Origin of the sequence: Nocardia sp. CNY236, from assembly GCF_000482385.1 — a bacterium.
Lineage (GTDB): Bacteria > Actinomycetota > Actinomycetes > Mycobacteriales > Mycobacteriaceae > Nocardia.
In genome coordinates this window covers 195,102-210,669 of the sequence record NZ_KI519393.1, presented here as the reverse complement: position 1 = coordinate 210,669, position 15,568 = coordinate 195,102, and the positions used below count along the sequence as shown (strand labels likewise).

The window sequence follows — 15,568 nt, the reverse complement described above, 5'->3', positions numbered from 1 at the left end:
TAGCGGGACGGTCACTTCGAGGATTGCCTCGACGCCTCGATCGTCTTCGGCTCCTGGGATGCTCCGGAGATCGTGATGCGCCGTGGCTTGGCGCGTTCCACGATCGGGAGCGTCACCGACAGCACACCGTTGTTGTACGTCGCGCTGATCTTGTCGGGCTCGACGTTGTCACCGAGCGACAGTTGGCGCATGAACGTGCCTGCGAAGCGTTCCGAGGCGACCCACTGGACGCCCTCCTCGCTGGGAACTGTGCGCTGCGCGCGGAGGGTCAGCGTGCCGTTGTCGACGCTGACGTCGATCGTGCCCGGGTCGACACCGGGCAGGTCTGCATTCAGCACGTAGTGATCTCCAGCTTTGAACAGATCCATCGGCATGAATCGTGGAGCGCGAGCCGTTCCGGCGGCTTCGCCGAGCAATTGGCGGGCGACGGTGTCGATGTCATGAAATGGATCGAATCTGAGCACAGCGATCACCTCCATTTCCCTAGTGGTGACGCCCGCCACGGCGGCGGACGCCGATAGCTGTGCACTCGCCACGGTAGCCCTCGCAGCTCGCCAGGGCTTCGGCCTGTGGGGTCCAAGTCCCAACGCGGAGATTCGGTGGCGATGGCGTGAACGGTGGCGATGGCGTGAACGGTGGCGATGGCGTGAACGATTCGGAATAGCCGAACAGACCCTCCTGTTGCCACCGGCATGACATATGACAAGCTCGGACGATTTGGCGTGTGGCGGCCATACTTCGGGTTCGACCCCGAGGATGCCCGGGAACTGGAACTGCTCGGCTACGGTGCGGTGTGGCTCGGGATGTCGCCGCCAGCGGATCTGGCGGCGGTCGAAGAGGTACTCGCGGCGAGCGAATCCCTGATCGTGGGGACCAGTATCGTCAACATCTGGGCCGAGCCGGCGCGGGCGGTGGCGGACTCGTTTCATCGGATCGACCAGCGGTTTCCAGGCCGGATTCTGCTCGGCGTCGGTGCGGGGCACCCCGAGAACACCCAGGAATACCGCAAACCCTACGACGCGCTGGTCGAGTACCTCGATGATCTCGATGCCGCAGGTGTCCCCGCCGAGCGCAGGGCTCTGGCCGCACTCGGTCCTCGCGTGCTGAAACTGGCGGCCGAGCGATCCGCGGGAGCGTTGCCGTACTTCGTGCCCGCGGCGCACGCTACGACGGCGCGCAAGATTCTCGGTCCCGAGGCGCTGTTGGCGACCGAGCACATGGTGGTGATGACCGAGGACATCGCAACGGCGCGCACGGCCGCGGCAGATACTGCTGCCCTCTATCTGAGGCTGCGCAACTACGTCTCGAACCTGCTACGGCTGGGTTTCACCGATGCCGATGTCGCCGTCCCACCCAGCGATCGGCTGTTCGACGCCATCTTCGCATACGGCACCCCGGAAAAGATCGCCGCTCAGGTGTCGCAGCACCTGGATTTCGGTGCCGATCACGTCGCGGTACAAATCCTGGGCGAGGACTACCTGCCGGCATTGCGGACTCTCGCCCCGGTGCTGGCCGCGCGCATCTGAACGTTCTGCGCGCCGCGGTGCGACTCGGCGGTGTCCGTGCTCGGTATTGCGGTCAAGAACGGACCAGTCGGGCGATGGCGTCGGTGGCTTCCTTGATCTTCGCATCGGCCTGCGGGCCGCCCGCCGCCGCAGCATCGACCACGCAGTGACCGATGTGATCCTCGAGTAGGCCCATGGCCACGGCCTGCAGTGCTTTGGTCATCGCCGACACCTGGGTGAGGATATCGATGCAGTACTTTTCTTCCTCGACCATGCGCTGCAGACCACGCGCCTGACCCTCGATCCGGCGCAGTCGCTTGAGGTAGTCCTCCTTGGCGGAGATATAGCCGTGCGTCGCGTGGTCGGACTTCATATGGCCGGACTTCACATGGTCGGGCGTCGCGTGGTCGTGTGGGATTGCTGCCACCGGTGTCTCCTCGCTGTCCGCCGGATCGCTATAGGTGTTCAATACCCCCATAGGGTACATTTTTCGGTGCGACTTGTCAGGTCGGTCGTCGGGCGACGCGGACGACCGGGTCGAGGTGCCCCGGCGGTGTTTCCGGCGGCCCGGGGGACCGTCCAGCGTAGGACGTGTGCAGTGAGGACAATCGAAGCATGAGTTCGGACTCCAGGCCTTCGTTCGGTGTCATCGGCGGCACCGGTTTCTACGATTTCTTCGATACCGAGGCGAGCACGATCGATGTCGAGACACCCTATGGTGCACCGAGCGCGGCGATCGCGGTCGGCGATGTCGCGGGCAAGCGGGTGGCTTTTCTGCCGCGGCACGGTAAGCAGCACGAGTTCGCGCCGCACACCACGCCATACCAGGCCAACCTGTGGGCACTGCGTGCCCTGGGCGTGCGCCGGATCTTCGCTCCGTGTGCGGTCGGCAGCCTGCGCTCGGACTGGGGACCCGGCACGGTCGTGGTACCGAATCAATTGGTCGACCGGACCTCGGGGCGGGCGCAGACCTACTTCGATGGTGGCGGCGTCCACACACCGTTCGCCGATCCCTACTGCGCGCAGTTGCGAGACGCCGCAGCCGACGCCGATTTCGAGGCACTGCGGGTAGTGCGCGACGCCACCATGGTTGTCGTTCAGGGACCCCGCTTCTCCACCCGAGCCGAGAGTCGATGGTTCGCCTCGCAGGGCTGGGATCTGGTCAACATGACCGGTCACCCCGAGGCAGTTCTCGCCCGCGAACTCGAAATGTGTTATGCCGCTGTCGCTCTGGTCACCGATCTGGACGCAGGGGTGGAGGAGGGCGACGGCGTGCGCGCGGTCGATGTCTTCGCCGAGTTCGAGCGGAACCTGGTTCCCTTCAAACAGCTCATCCGCCAGGTGGTAGCCGCCGTCGAAGGGAACGACACCTGTGTGCAGTGTCGCGTCCACAGCGGGGTGAAGCTGCCGTTCGAGCTTCCGTGAATCCGATCGGTGTCGGTCGGTATTCCGACTGCGATATCCCGGTTGCGGCCGACCCCTGTCGGGTCGTCGCCGCGCCGGTGATCGCTGCACCGAATCCGCCGGGTTAGGCTCCCGGCGTGGACACTCCGTTGCGGCTCGAGGTCATCATCGCCAGCGTGCGTCCGGAACGGTTCGCACCGGTAGTTGGCGGCTGGTTTCTACGCACCCTGCGTGCTCATCCCGAATTCGACACAGGCGTTGTCGATCTCGCGCACACGTCGTTGCCGGTCGAGCTCACCGAGACCGAGCAGGTGGTGTCCTACCGCACGCGGCTGCGCGCGGCAGATGCGTTCGTTGTGGTCACCTCCGAGTACAACCACGGCTACCCGGCGTCGCTGAAGACCGCCTTCGACACCGCCAAATACGAATGGCGCGCCAAGCCCATCGCTTTCGTCTCCTATGGTGGACTCTCCGGCGGCTTGCGAGCTGTCGAGCAGCTGCGTCAGATCGTTGCCGAGATCCACATGGTGTCGGTGCGCGAGACGGTGAGTTTTCATCAGGCGAAGAAGGGATTCGACGAGGCGGGCGACCCCCACGACCGAGCCGCGGTCGACGCCGCGGACCGTATGCTGCGCCAATTGGCCTGGTGGGCGCGTACCTTGCGGGTGGCCCGAGCTGTCGACCCGTATCCCGGCTAGTTCACTACCGAGTCGCACCGGCGAGGCGACCGCGCGGGTGGCCGATATAGGTGGCCTCGCGAGGAATCGAAACCAGCGTCAGGTCGATCTGCGTGGTACCGGTGCGCAGGACCACGTAGTTACCGATCGCGCGCGGCTGGTGGATGGCCAGATCTGGTCGGGCGGGCGGCCATCCCATGGGATCGCCGGTCAGATAGATGGTGGTCACACCCGCGTGCGGAGCCGGCGCGAGCACCCCGTCCACAACTGCGGCAGTGAACTCGGCATCGGATTGATGGGCTTCCACCGCGACCGCCAGCCGCTGTGGATTGCCGATCGTCATGATCAGGTTTTCCCAGGCCTGAGGTCGATCGGTCCGAATCAGGATGCGTTCGCCGATCGCAAGCGCACGGAAGACCAGTTGCTGAGCCACGTAGAGTTCGCCCGCGACGTAGACCGTCGAGATCCCGGCGCCGATGAGCCGCGCCGCGACGCCGTTGCCCTCGTTGTCCGAGCCGATCAGCTGGCCGCAGCCGGAGGAGGGCAGGCGCAACAGATCGATCTCGTCGATCGGGCGCTCGATCGACGAGATCACATCTTCCAGACCAGGAACGGCGAGTGGCAGATGAGCGAGTAGTCCGTCGCGGTGGCGCCCGTTCATCGACACCATGCCCGGCAGGGGGTTTCGTTCCGGTAGCTCACGGGCGGTCAAGCGCCACGCCGCACCGACTCGTACCGTCTCGGCAGAACTGCCGGGGCGCAGCCGCAACGCCACTGTGGTGCCCCGCGACGGAGCCACCCACAGTTGGGACAACAGGTCGGAGTCGAGGCGCTTGGGATCGACGGTATTGCCGATGTTCACGCTGTTTCCGAGTTCGGCGTAGCGCCACCGATGGGTGAGGCCGCGAGCGTGGTGTCCGCCGGTGATCTGCTCGACCGCCTGACGGATCTCCGGCACGGTCAGAATACGTGCGGGGCAATCGGCATCCTCGAGTGTGCGCATGATGCGACGGGTGGCGATGACGACTGCTCGGGAGGCGCCGTCGGTCCCGCCGCCGCGCCGATCCGCTGGCTCGGAGCAGGCCACCGCATCGAAGCTGATCGCCAGCCACACCGTGCGATGTGCGGTCGCGGGCAGCGGCCCCAGCAGCGATTCGTAGATCTGGCCGGCGGGCGTACCCGAGCGACTGCGATGCCCGTGACTGATGATGTCGATACCATTGAGCAGGATGTCGTGTTGCGTCAGGCACATGGCCAGTTCCGGCAGTGGAAGCAGGTGCGAGGCATGCACCGTCGCGCGGGCGATCCTGGTCAGTCCACCCTTCGGTGGCAGTACTTCGACCACCGACACCACCCGGGCACCGTCCCAGAACAATCCGAGCGAGCGACCGTCGGTGCTGCGGAAATCGACGGTGTCGCCGATCTCGTACTCGCGGCGGGTGCGATAGCGCCACCAGGTGGCAATCCAGTCCAGCAGTGTGCGCTTCGCGATCGGAATCAGTGGGAGCAGTAGTGCAACTGCCGCAACGGCTACCGCGTAGAGCGCTTGGAGGCCAGCGGCCAGCGCGATGACTCCGGCGACCGATCCGATGATCTGCACGACGAGCAGATGTCGCATCGGAATGCGCCCGAAAAGCGGGCGTCGCGCCGCATCGGCAGGTTCCGCCATCGTCGTCCCCCAAGTACCCGGTATCGGCCCACGTGCCCTGGCCGAGCTGAACAACAGTCCCCGGGAACTGTACTGTGTTCGGCGAACGCGAGCACTGTTCGGGGGAGGAATAATGCCTTCAAAACCCACTACGCGCTGGCAGGTGAGTGGCTACCGCTTTCTGGTCCGGCGGATGGAGCACGCCTTGGTGCGGCGCGACGTCCGAATGCTGCACGATCCCATGCGTTCTCAGTCGCGAGCATTCGCCGTGGGGCTGGTCCTGGGGTGTCTCGTCCTGGCAGGGTGTGGCGTGCTCGCGCTATTGAAACCTCAGGACAAGATCGGCAGCAACCGGATCTTGGTCGGAAAGGATTCGGGCGCGGTCTATGTGGTGATCGACGATGTGGTGCACCCGGCCCTCAACCTGGCGTCGGCCTGGCTCGCCGCGGGTGACCCGGTCAAGCCTGCCATCGTGAAGGAATCCGAGCTGGGGACCAAGGCGCGTGGCCCATTGATCGGCATCCCGGGTGCACCTGGTTCGTTGCATTTCGACAGCGAGGGCACCGGACGCGTCTGGACGGTGTGCGACTCGGTCAAGACCGATGGCAGCGACGATCGGACGACGTCGGTGTTGATCGGCGATCTGGAACTGGGCGACAAGGCGTCGACGACGAGATCGGATGCGGCGTTGCTGGTGCAAGGCAGGGACGCGGCCTATCTCGTGTGGAACAACACCCGCGCCCGTGTGGACATGACCGACTCGTCGATCACCGGTCCCTTGGGGATTCGTGGTATGACTCCACGCCGTATCAGCGAGGGGTTGCTGAACGCGATTCCCGAGGTGAATCCGATTGTTCCACCGACGATCGACGATCCCGGTGGGAGGCCGTCGTATTCGATACCCGGATTGAACATCGGTACGGTAGTGCACGTTTCCGGCGATCCCGAGCAGAGTTTCGTGGTCTTGTACGATGGTCTGCAGCGGATCAGTCCCTTCACCGCCGAGGTGATTCGCAGCTCGCAGCGCAACCCCGACCACGGAGCAAGTATCGGGGATTGGGAGAAGAACAACTTTCCGGTCTCGACAGCACTGGACGTCGACACCTATCCGGAAAAGGCGCCGACGATCATCCAGTCGAAACAACGGCCAGTGAGTTGTCTGTCGTGGAAACCGATTCCAGGTGTCGCGGACAATCCCGACGTCGCCGTGCGGGCAGAGCTGTCGGTCGTCGATGGCAGCGATCTTCCGCTCCCCGACGGCGCCGTGCTCGTTCCGCTGGCACAGGCCGACGGCAAGGCCGACAATGTCGACTCCGTGTATTTCAAGCCGGGGTCGGGCGCTTTCATCCAGACCACCGGCATCGAGCCGGACAGTCGCCGAAAAGACAGTATGTTCTATGTTTCCGACACCGGCGTCCGATTCGGAATCAAGGATGAGGAAGCCCTGAAAGCGCTCGGCATGAGCAAGGAAAGAAATGTGAATCCGGAACCGGCGCCCTGGCCGATCGCTGGACTGCTGGCCAGCGGACCGACGATGGCGCGTGCGGCGGCAATGGTCGCCCACGACGGCGTTGCTGCGGATTCTTCACCAGCAAAGCAACTCGTCGCTTCGGTGAACTAGAAGCCCTTCGGTGAACTAGAAGCCCTTGGTGAACTAGAAGCAAGGCTGCGCATTCGGCGGGACGGGGTACGCGGACGACCGGACCGGAATCCGACTGCGCGGCCCGGGAATCAGAAGTCTGCGCGGGCGTTGTCGGTGGGGTTGTCGTAGCCGGTGATTCGCCGACGAATCGGAAACGACGCGAGCAAACCCACGACGAGTAGCGCGGCCACGCTGCCGCTGCCGATCAACGCCACATCTCGTGCGCTGTGGTCGGGTGGCGGCGGAGCGATCGGGACCTGCAATTGCACGCCCACCGGAACTGCGGGCTGTTTCGGCGGCAGTGTCGTGGTCACTTCGGCGGTCAATGCGGCGATCGGATCGATTGCGCCATATCCGATGAACGGGTTCCACCCCTCTGCAGGGGCATGCGCCGTCGCCTTGATCCGTTCGACGACGTCGAGTGCGCTCAATTCCGGGAAGCGGTCGCGGACCAAGGCGACCACTCCGGACACATATGGCGCCGCGAAGCTGGTGCCGTCCAGCGGGAGAAAGTTCTGGCTCTTGTACTTTCCAGTAGTGGTACCGGTCCCACGCGGATCGAGTGAGACGATGTCCTCACCAGGTGCGGCCACATCGACCCAAGGGCCGGGCACAGTGAAGCTCGACGGCGCGCCATTGCGATCGATCGATCCCACGGTCAGCACATAGTCGTCGTACCGGGCGGGTGTGACGTTCGTCGTCACCGAGTCCCAGGGATCGCCGTACGGATTCAGCGGATCGATCCCGGGATTGCTCGGCTTACAGTTTCCATCGGTATTTCCCGCTGCGGCAACGACCACGACGTTCTTTTCCAACGTCGCGTACCGCACCGCGGCACCGACCGCGCCGTCGTCGAAGGTCCGCGCGCCGGGCACGCAGGACACCAAGGAGATGTTGATGACCGAAGCGTTGCGGTCGGCGGCGCGGCGGATCGCGGACGCGAGCGCGTTGATATTGCCATACCCTTTCGGGGGATCCTCCGGTCGACGGTCTTGCCGACCGGGGATCTCGTACAGCTCGCTGGTTTGACGAATCGAGAGAATGCGCGCATCCGGAGCCACGCCGGAGAAACCCTGTCCATCCACGGGTTTCGCGGCGATGATGCCCGCGACCATTGTGCCGTGTGCGTCGCAGTCCTCGCTGACTCCGTCACCACCATGCGCGACGTAGTCGCCGCCCGCTTCCAGATCGGGGAGGCGTGGATGACGAACGACACCGGTATCGATGACCGCGACGAGTTGGCCCGCACCACGCGAGAACTCCCATGCAGGCCTCAGATTGAGTGCTCGCTGTGGCGATGGCTCTTCGGGGCCGTCACCGCCTGCTCGGGTGGCGAAGCAGGTCGCATTGGTCGGCCGCTCGGTGGGGTCGGGAGGCCGGGCAGGATCACCGGCCGGCAGCCGTGCAGGATCGACCGCAGGAGGTCGATCCGCGGAGGCTACGCCCGGACCGCCGACCATGCCGAACGATCCACTGGTCAACAGCACCGCCGCAGCTGCGCCGGCGCGCAGAACGCGCTTCACAACCCGCGGACGAGGGAGTAGAGGTCGGCGACCCAGAACACCAACGGCAACACAGCGGCGACGAAAGTGTATTCCAACAATTCGACACCACGGCGCATAGGCGGCGTCGCCGACTGATTGGGAATGACGACGCCCAAAATCAGCGCTGCGATCACCATGACCATCGCGCCGCCGAACACGGCCAACGGTTGGTCGACCGTGAAACCGGCCCCCACCAACATGATCAGCACGATCGCTGCACCACCGGCGACGAGCACGACCGCCTGTTCTGCGCCCGCGTAGGTGCGACTGCGGAACATCAGCACCGCTGCACAGACCAGCGCCAGTGCGATGCCCTGCCAGTAAGGTCCGTCGGCTGTCGGATCGACGGCCGCCAACGCGCCGGCCACAGTGACCAGCGTGGTCGCTGCCACCAATCCGCCGAGATACATGCGAGCTCGTTCTGCCTTCGCTCGCAGCGCTTCGAGGGATGGCAACGCGCGGTTGTCATCGGGATCGTTCTCTGTCGGATCGATCGGCGTGCCCGGCGTGGGGACCGGAGGTAGTGGCAGTTTCGAGAGCAACATCGATACTCGCGGAGCCAGCGAGAGGCCCACGAGCCCGAGCGCTGCGATGGCGGCCCCGATCGCGCGCTCGGGTCGATCGGTGAGTAGACCCACCAGTGCCGCGGGCGTCGCGAAGGTGGCGATCGTGGCCGCGCCGATGAACAAGGCGAACCCGACCCCGGTGACGCGCCACGCCAGAATCGCCGTCGCGCCGGTCATGACCGACGCGAGCAGGATATGTGCCCAGCCATAGTGATCCGGCACGTAGAGCATGCCCGCGCTGAACGCCGCGGGAAGGGCGCAGCCGCCCAGCACCAGTGCCGTCGCGCTGTCGCCGTACATCCTGTTCAACACCGTCGCCGCTACCACGAGCAGGATCGCGACACCCAGCGCGACCGAGCCACCTACGCCGATCGGCAGTGCGGCGGGGGACAACAGAAGGCCGAGGCAGCCGACGAGCATCGTGACTGCCGCGAGCACCGAACCGGTGAGGCGGGCGGTCCGCGGGGTCCACCCTCGATAGTGGTCCGCATCGGCGATCGCCACGTTGTACATGATGTCGTCGAACAGCGGCGTCGGTGCGGTGTGCGATGCGCTCTCCAGCATCAACAGCTCACCGTCGCGGACATTGTGTTCACCGAGGCTGAGCGAATTGGAGAACGGCGGATGGCCGATTCGGGCGAGAACCCACTCCGCCGGTTCCAAGCGCTCGCCGTCGTTGTCGAAGTCGTTGGTACGACTGTGTTGAGCGACCATGTCGACGACGCTCGGAATCACCAGTGCGACCGGCACGTCGACAGGGATGGCTATGTCGACCTGCGTGTGCTTGGCGAGAATCGTCACCCGGGCGAGATCGGGGGCGCGGACGACTCCGCGCGAGGATTCTTCGTCGATGTGGTCGAGTCGCGCGTGCGTCAAACTTCCCCCAAATCGGTCCTCTGCCTCGTGATTCCGGCGGCCCACCGTCCGGGACGCGCTTGCGAACCCCCGATCCGGGCAGCAGAATGCTGGTCGAACTTTACGACATATCGACTGTGACCTCTACACTGAGGCCGAATCGCAGCGTGCCGAAGGGGGATTCTCGTCGATGAGCACTGTTCGCTTCCAGCGCCGTGCGCGCCGTGAGATACCTCGTACGCCCGGCGGCGAGGTGACACTGCAACCACCCCCCGAAATTCCTCGGGTGACGCCGGGCAACCTGTTCATGAAGCTGATGCCGGTCGTGATGATCATCGGAATGCTCGGCATGATGGCGTTGCTGTTCACCCGAGGCGGCGGCATCGCCACCAACCCGATGACCATGATGTTCCCGCTCATGATGGTGTTCTCCATGGTCGGCATGTTCGCCGGCCAAGGTGGTGGCAAGGGCCAGAAGGCGGCGGAGGCCAACGAGGATCGCAAGGACTATTTGCGCTACCTCGATCAGGTCCGCAAGGACATCGACGAGACCGCGCTCCAGCAGCGCGCATCGATGGAATGGAGCCACCCGGAACCGGGCTTGATCTGGATGCTCGCCGGAACCAGCCGCATGTGGGAACGTCGGGCCGGCGACCGGGACTTCTGCCACGCGCGCATCGGCATCGGCAGTCAGCGACTGGCGACCAGACTGGTCGCCCCGGAAACCGGCCCGGTCGAGGAACTCGAGCCGATCGCCGCGGTGTCGTTGCGTCGATTCGTGCGTGCCCATTCGACCGTCCCCGACCTACCGACCGCAGTCGCTGTCAAGGGTTTCGCCACTATTGCGTTGGACGGCGACCGCGCCGAGGCGCGGGAAATGACACGCGCGATGTTGTTGCAGTTGGCTCTGTTCCAGGCGCCGGACCAAGTGCTCGTCGCAGTGGTCTGCGGTCCGGACACCGCCTCGGAGTGGGAGTGGATCAAGTGGCTACCCCACAGCCAGCATCCCGATGCTCAGGACGGTATCGGGACGCAGCGTATGTTCTACGGGTCGATCCGAGAGGCCATGGCCGGCCTACAGCCACTGCTCGGCAATCGGGTGCGGTACTCGCGCAATCAGCCGGCGAACGCCAATATCGTGCATATCGTCATCGTGGTCGATGGAGGGTTGCTCGAGGCCGAAGACGATCAGCTGCGGGAATCGGGCTACGAGGGCGTCACCGTCATCGACCTGTGCGGCTACGCGCCCCGCCTGGCTGCCTCTCGCGGCATCAAGATGATCGTGGAGAACGGTGAATGCCTCGGTCGCGGCGCAACCGGAAACCATGAACGTTTCGCATCGATCGACCGAATCAGTACGCAGCAAGCGCAGCAGGTGGCGCGTCGACTTGCGCCGTACCGTGCGGCGACTCAGCGCAGTAGTGATACCGAGACCGCCGATTCCGAGGTGATCTCGAGTTGGGCCCAAATGATGAACTTGGGCGACATCGGTAGCTTCAATCCCGAGCACGCCTGGCGACCACGCTACGGCCGCGAACGTCTGCGAGTCCCCTTCGGCGTCGGCGCCGACGGGCTCCCCGTGGAACTGGACATCAAGGAGGCCGCCGAGGCCGGCATGGGTCCGCACGGACTGTGCATCGGCGCCACCGGTTCCGGCAAGTCCGAGTTCCTGCGTACGTTGGTCCTCAGCCTGCTCGCCACCCATTCACCCGATCAGCTGAATCTGGTGCTGGTCGACTTCAAAGGCGGCGCGACATTCCTCGGGCTCGATTCGGTGCCACACGTTGCGGCGATCATCACCAACCTGGAAGAAGAGGCGGACCTCGTCGATCGGATGAAGGATGCTCTCAGGGGTGAGATGAACCGGCGACAGGAGGTATTGCGGGCGGCAGGCAACTTCGCGAACGTCTCCGAGTACGAGAAGGCCCGGGCAGCCGGCGCCGATCTCGATCCCTTGCCTGCCTTGTTCGTCGTGCTCGACGAGTTCTCCGAACTGCTGACCCAGCACCCGGATTTCGCGGAGCTGTTCGTCATGATCGGTCGTCTCGGGCGCTCGCTGCACGTGCACCTGCTCTTGGCTTCTCAGCGCCTGGAGGAAGGCAAGCTCAAGGGGCTCGAGAGCCACCTGTCCTATCGGATCGGTCTGAAGACGTTTTCCGCCAACGAATCCCGACAAGTTCTCGGCGTGCCGGATGCCTACAACTTGCCGAACAGTCCCGGTGGCGGCTATCTGAAGTCGAACTCCGGGGAGATCCAACGCTTTCAGGCGTCCTATGTATCCGGTCGCTATACCGGCGGTGGCTCGCAGCGTGACATCACCGTCGCCACCGAGTCCGGCGAGATCGACGTCGAGGTACGGCCGTTCGCTGCGACGCAGGTCGACTTCCGCCGAGCGGACCTCCTGCCGCTGGCGCCCGAACCCAGCGCGGAGCCCGAGCAGCACGACGACGACGGCGAACAGGTGTCCAATCTGGACATGCTGGTTTCCCGAATCCGCGAGCACGGGCGGCCGGCCCACGAGATCTGGTTGCCGCCGCTGGACGAGGCCCCGACGCTGGATCACCTCGTTCCGCGTTCGGTGCTCACCGGCGACTATTCTTCGGTGGCTACGCTGCGCGCGCCGATCGGCATTGTCGACCGGCCCTATGATCAACGTCGAGATCCGATGGTCGTGGACTTGTCCGGTGCCCGTGGCAACGTCGCCATCGTCGGCGGCCCACAGTCGGGCAAGTCGACTGCGCTACGAACGCTGGTCATGGCGATGTCGATGACTCACACTGCCGAACAGGTGCAGTTCTATTGTCTCGATTTCGGTGGTGGAACCCTGGCCGGCCTGCAAGGGCTCCCGCACGTCGGTTCGGTGGCCAGCCGGTTGGACGAAGACCAGGTCCGGCGCACCGTTGCCGAGATGACCACAATTGTTCGACAGCGTGAGGCGCGGTTCCGGCAGTTGGGCATCGAGTCGATGACCGAGTTCCGCAGGTTGCGCTCGACGGATCCGGCCAGTAGTCCGGCTGCAGCCGGAGCACACGAGGATCCATTCGGCGACGCGTTCCTCGTGATCGACGGCTTCGGTTCGATTCGCCAGGATTTCGAGATGCTCGAGCAGGTGGTCCAGAACCTCGCCGTACAGGGACTGTCCTATGGCGTGCATGTGATCATCACACTGGCGCGCTGGGCCGAGGCGCGGCCGGCGCTCAAGGACCAGATCGGCACCAGAATCGAGCTGCGCCTGGGTGATCCGATGGATTCCGATCTAGGGCGGAAGTTCGCTTCTCTGGTTCCTCAGGGCAAACCGGGCCGCGGCATGACTCCGGAGGGCTTGCATATGCTGACCGGTCTTCCGCGCATCGATGGCAGTGTCGACCAGAACACCCTGGGGCAGGCGGTAGGCGATGCCGTCGCGACCATTGCCAGGCTGACCCCCGGACGCCCCGCGCCACAAGTTCGCATGCTGCCCGATCGACTGCCGCGCGAACAATTGTTGCGGCTGGCAGGAGACTGGCCGTCTCAGGAGGACCGGAACACCAGGTGTCTGCGGATTCCATTCGGTATCAACGAATCCGAATTGGCGCCGGTGTACATCGATTTCGTCGTGAGTCCGCACCTGATCATCATCGGCGACACCGAGTCGGGGAAGACGACACTGCTGCGTTCCTTGATCGAGGGAATCGCCGCAGCCAACACCCCGGACCAGGCCCGCTTCATCATCGGCGACTACCGGCGCACATTGCTCGGTCTGGTACCCGAGGAGTACCTCGCCGGTTACGGCTCGACGGCCCCACAGTTCACTCAGAACATGAACGATCTGGCCGCCTATCTCGACAGGCGTACTCCCGGACAGGACGTCACCCCTCAGCAACTCAAAGATCGCTCGTGGTGGAGTGGTCCGGAACTGTATGTCATCGTCGACGACTACGATCTGGTCGCGACATCGGCAGGCAACCCGGTGCAGGCGCTGCTCGAACACCTTCCGCAGGCCCGGGACGTGGGGTTCCATCTCATCGTTGCCCGCCGCTCGGGTGGCGCCAGTAGGGGCATGTTCGAGGCGACATTGGCCAGGATGAAAGATCAGAGTTCGGCCGGACTGATACTGAGCTGTAACAAGGAGGAAGGAGTGCTGTTGGGCACCACCCGCCCCAGTCCCTTGCCTGCTGGCCGCGGCACCTACGTCACTCGCAAATCAGAGGGTCTGGTGCAGACGGCGTGGATGCCCCCACCCTGATGTCCCAGGTCGAGTTGGTCGTCACCGAGGCGCGGATCTGGGCTCGTGGAGCGACAACACACTGGGAACTCCCGCCGTCGATCATGGTGGGCAGCAATGGTGTCGATCTGGTCGTGGGGCGACCGCCGAGTCCGGACACGCCGACTGGATCGGTCGTTCAATTCCTTCACGCCGATGCCATCGCACTAGCGCCCCGAATCCCCACGGTGGTCGACGCGATGGCCGCTGTCTTCGCTACTGTGCTGGACAATCTGCGGGTTGCGGCTCCGTGCGAGAGGTTAACCCTCATCTGTCCCACCGAGTGGGGCGCTGCCCGGCAGAACGTGCTCCGTCGGGCGGCGGCACGCTTCGCGACGGACGTGGTGTTTCACGAGATCGGGGTCCGTGCGGTCGAGGCTGACGAGCGCACCCGCCACAATCAGCGCACGCTGGTACTGGAGTTCGGGGCACTGACCACCACCGCCTCCATTGTCGTTCGAAGCCATCGCGGTGTGCACATCGAATCGTGTGAGTACGAACCCACGCTCGCGCTTGTAGACATCGTTCCCGCTTCGAGTGGATTCCGTGCCTTGTGCGCTCTCGTCGATCGGCTGCGGAATGGCCGAGCGATCGATGGTGCGCATGTGGTCGGTGTGCTGGATTCGGCGAAGCTCGACCTCGTCCAGGAGGCAATAGCACAGGTCGTCGACACCGTCGTGCAGTTGCGTCGGATCGACGGCGCCGATCTCGCCCAACGCCGCGTGGCGCAACCCCGTACGTCGGATCCGTCTCCATCTCGTCCCCGCACCGAGCGGGCGCGACCACGACGGGACCGCACCGCGGCACGGACTTGGGGCCGCGGTGGAACTCGTGCCGTACTCGCGGCAGGTATTGCGTTGTTGGCGGTGTGTCTCGTGGTGGCCACCGGCGCCATGTGGAGCAATCGGGAGGACGGCGCCGCAGCGCTGCCCAGCACCGCTACGGCCACTGCAAACACAACCGAGTCGCTCACCGATACCACGACTACCGATCCCGTGGAAACGTTCGGGCGCATCCGTTTTCGTGTCCCATCGGGGTGGCGTATCGCATCGACATCACAGGAAGGTCGTACACGTGTCGATTTGTCGCCTGAAGATGCTGTACGACAACGTATTACGGTGAAGCAGTCCACGCTTTCCGCGGGTTCGGGCCACGCGCAGGTCGCGGCCGACCTGGAGGCGCAGATCGCCCGGCGTCCGACAGGGCCTGTGACCGGACTGCGCCGTGATGTGGCATTCGGAGGGCGTCATGGTCTGGCCTACGTCGAACGCCCCGGTGACGGCTCGATAGTTCACTGGTATGTGATGGTGGAGTCCGGCATTCAGGTGAGCGTTGGTTGTCAATACGTCGATGAGGGTTGGCGAGATCTAGAGGACGTATGCGCGCGTTTCGGAGACTCGGTCGACATTGTTCCCTAGTTCGCATTGTTTTCTAGTTCGGCGTTGTTCCCTGGGTCGGAATCGTGTGCTGTGCAACGACGTGTA

The 15,568-nt window shown here is 64.6% G+C and carries 11 protein-coding genes; 6 read left to right on the top strand and 5 right to left on the bottom strand.

Annotated elements, in window-relative coordinates; translation table 11 throughout:
* Window positions 1-11: 11 nt before the first annotated feature.
* The gene (locus K940_RS0122555) at window positions 12-464 is read right to left on the bottom strand and encodes an Hsp20/alpha crystallin family protein (RefSeq protein WP_028479324.1); all 453 of its coding nucleotides are present in this window, start codon (window positions 462-464) and stop codon (window positions 12-14) included.
* A 228-nt stretch (window positions 465-692) separates the two neighbouring features.
* Between K940_RS0122555 and K940_RS0122545 the strand changes: the two genes are divergently transcribed.
* On the top strand, window positions 693-1,526 hold the full coding sequence (locus K940_RS0122545; RefSeq protein ID WP_028479322.1) for an LLM class F420-dependent oxidoreductase: 834 nt from the start codon (window positions 693-695) through the stop codon (window positions 1,524-1,526).
* A 52-nt stretch (window positions 1,527-1,578) separates the two neighbouring features.
* On the opposite strand, the gene K940_RS0122540 is transcribed toward K940_RS0122545, so the two are convergent.
* Entirely contained in the window at window positions 1,579-1,878 is a 300-nt protein-coding gene (locus tag K940_RS0122540; protein ID WP_036529953.1) for a metal-sensitive transcriptional regulator, read from the bottom strand.
* 242 nt (window positions 1,879-2,120) lie between these two features.
* On the opposite strand from K940_RS0122540, the gene K940_RS0122535 reads away from it, so the two are divergent.
* Both K940_RS0122535 and K940_RS0122525 read left to right on the top strand, forming a co-directional pair.
* A complete protein-coding gene (locus tag K940_RS0122535; RefSeq protein ID WP_028479320.1) occupies window positions 2,121-2,930 on the top strand; it encodes an S-methyl-5'-thioadenosine phosphorylase in 810 nt (269 codons plus the stop codon).
* Between the two features lie 116 nt (window positions 2,931-3,046).
* Window positions 3,047-3,607, top strand: coding sequence for an NADPH-dependent FMN reductase (locus K940_RS0122525; RefSeq protein WP_028479319.1), 561 nt, complete (start codon window positions 3,047-3,049; stop codon window positions 3,605-3,607).
* A 4-nt stretch (window positions 3,608-3,611) separates the two neighbouring features.
* On the opposite strand, the gene eccE is transcribed toward K940_RS0122525, so the two are convergent.
* A complete protein-coding gene (eccE, locus tag K940_RS0122520; protein WP_036529881.1) occupies window positions 3,612-5,255 on the bottom strand; it encodes a type VII secretion protein EccE in 1,644 nt (547 codons plus the stop codon).
* A gap of 112 nt (window positions 5,256-5,367) precedes the next feature.
* Between eccE and eccB the strand changes: the two genes are divergently transcribed.
* The gene (gene eccB, locus K940_RS0122515) at window positions 5,368-6,855 is read left to right on the top strand and encodes a type VII secretion protein EccB (protein ID WP_051407475.1); all 1,488 of its coding nucleotides are present in this window, start codon (window positions 5,368-5,370) and stop codon (window positions 6,853-6,855) included.
* A gap of 110 nt (window positions 6,856-6,965) precedes the next feature.
* On the opposite strand, the gene mycP is transcribed toward eccB, so the two are convergent.
* Window positions 6,966-8,336 carry a type VII secretion-associated serine protease mycosin gene (gene mycP / locus K940_RS0122510; protein WP_051407474.1) on the bottom strand — a complete coding sequence of 457 codons (1,371 nt, stop codon included), beginning with the start codon at window positions 8,334-8,336 and terminating at the stop codon, window positions 6,966-6,968.
* A 59-nt stretch (window positions 8,337-8,395) separates the two neighbouring features.
* Complete coding sequence (eccD, locus tag K940_RS0122505) at window positions 8,396-9,862, bottom strand: type VII secretion integral membrane protein EccD (RefSeq protein ID WP_028479315.1); 1,467 nt, start codon at window positions 9,860-9,862, stop codon at window positions 8,396-8,398.
* A gap of 169 nt (window positions 9,863-10,031) precedes the next feature.
* Here eccD and K940_RS0122500 point away from each other — a divergent pair, with 169 nt between their 5' ends.
* Together K940_RS0122500 and K940_RS0122495 are read left to right on the top strand one after the other, a co-directional pair.
* A complete protein-coding gene (locus tag K940_RS0122500) occupies window positions 10,032-14,066 on the top strand; it encodes a type VII secretion protein EccC (RefSeq protein WP_028479314.1) in 4,035 nt (1,344 codons plus the stop codon).
* Complete coding sequence (locus K940_RS0122495; RefSeq protein WP_028479313.1) at window positions 14,048-15,502, top strand: type VII secretion-associated protein; 1,455 nt, start codon at window positions 14,048-14,050, stop codon at window positions 15,500-15,502. The genes K940_RS0122500 and K940_RS0122495 overlap by 19 nt, the downstream gene beginning before the upstream one ends.
* The last annotated feature ends 66 nt before the right edge of the window (window positions 15,503-15,568 follow it).

Bases quoted from the DNA above. Each gene is read 5' to 3' on its own strand.
- K940_RS0122545 (WP_028479322.1), top strand. From the start codon at position 693: ATGACATATGACAAGCTCGGACGATTTGGCGTGTGGCGGCCATACTTC.
- K940_RS0122540 (WP_036529953.1), bottom strand. From the start codon at position 1,878: ATGAAGTCCGACCACGCGACGCACGGCTATATCTCCGCCAAGGAGGAC.
- K940_RS0122535 (WP_028479320.1), top strand. From the start codon at position 2,121: ATGAGTTCGGACTCCAGGCCTTCGTTCGGTGTCATCGGCGGCACCGGT.
- eccE (WP_036529881.1), bottom strand. From the start codon at position 5,255: ATGGCGGAACCTGCCGATGCGGCGCGACGCCCGCTTTTCGGGCGCATT.
- eccB (WP_051407475.1), top strand. From the start codon at position 5,368: ATGCCTTCAAAACCCACTACGCGCTGGCAGGTGAGTGGCTACCGCTTT.
- mycP (WP_051407474.1), bottom strand. From the start codon at position 8,336: ATGGTCGGCGGTCCGGGCGTAGCCTCCGCGGATCGACCTCCTGCGGTC.
- K940_RS0122500 (WP_028479314.1), top strand. From the start codon at position 10,032: ATGAGCACTGTTCGCTTCCAGCGCCGTGCGCGCCGTGAGATACCTCGT.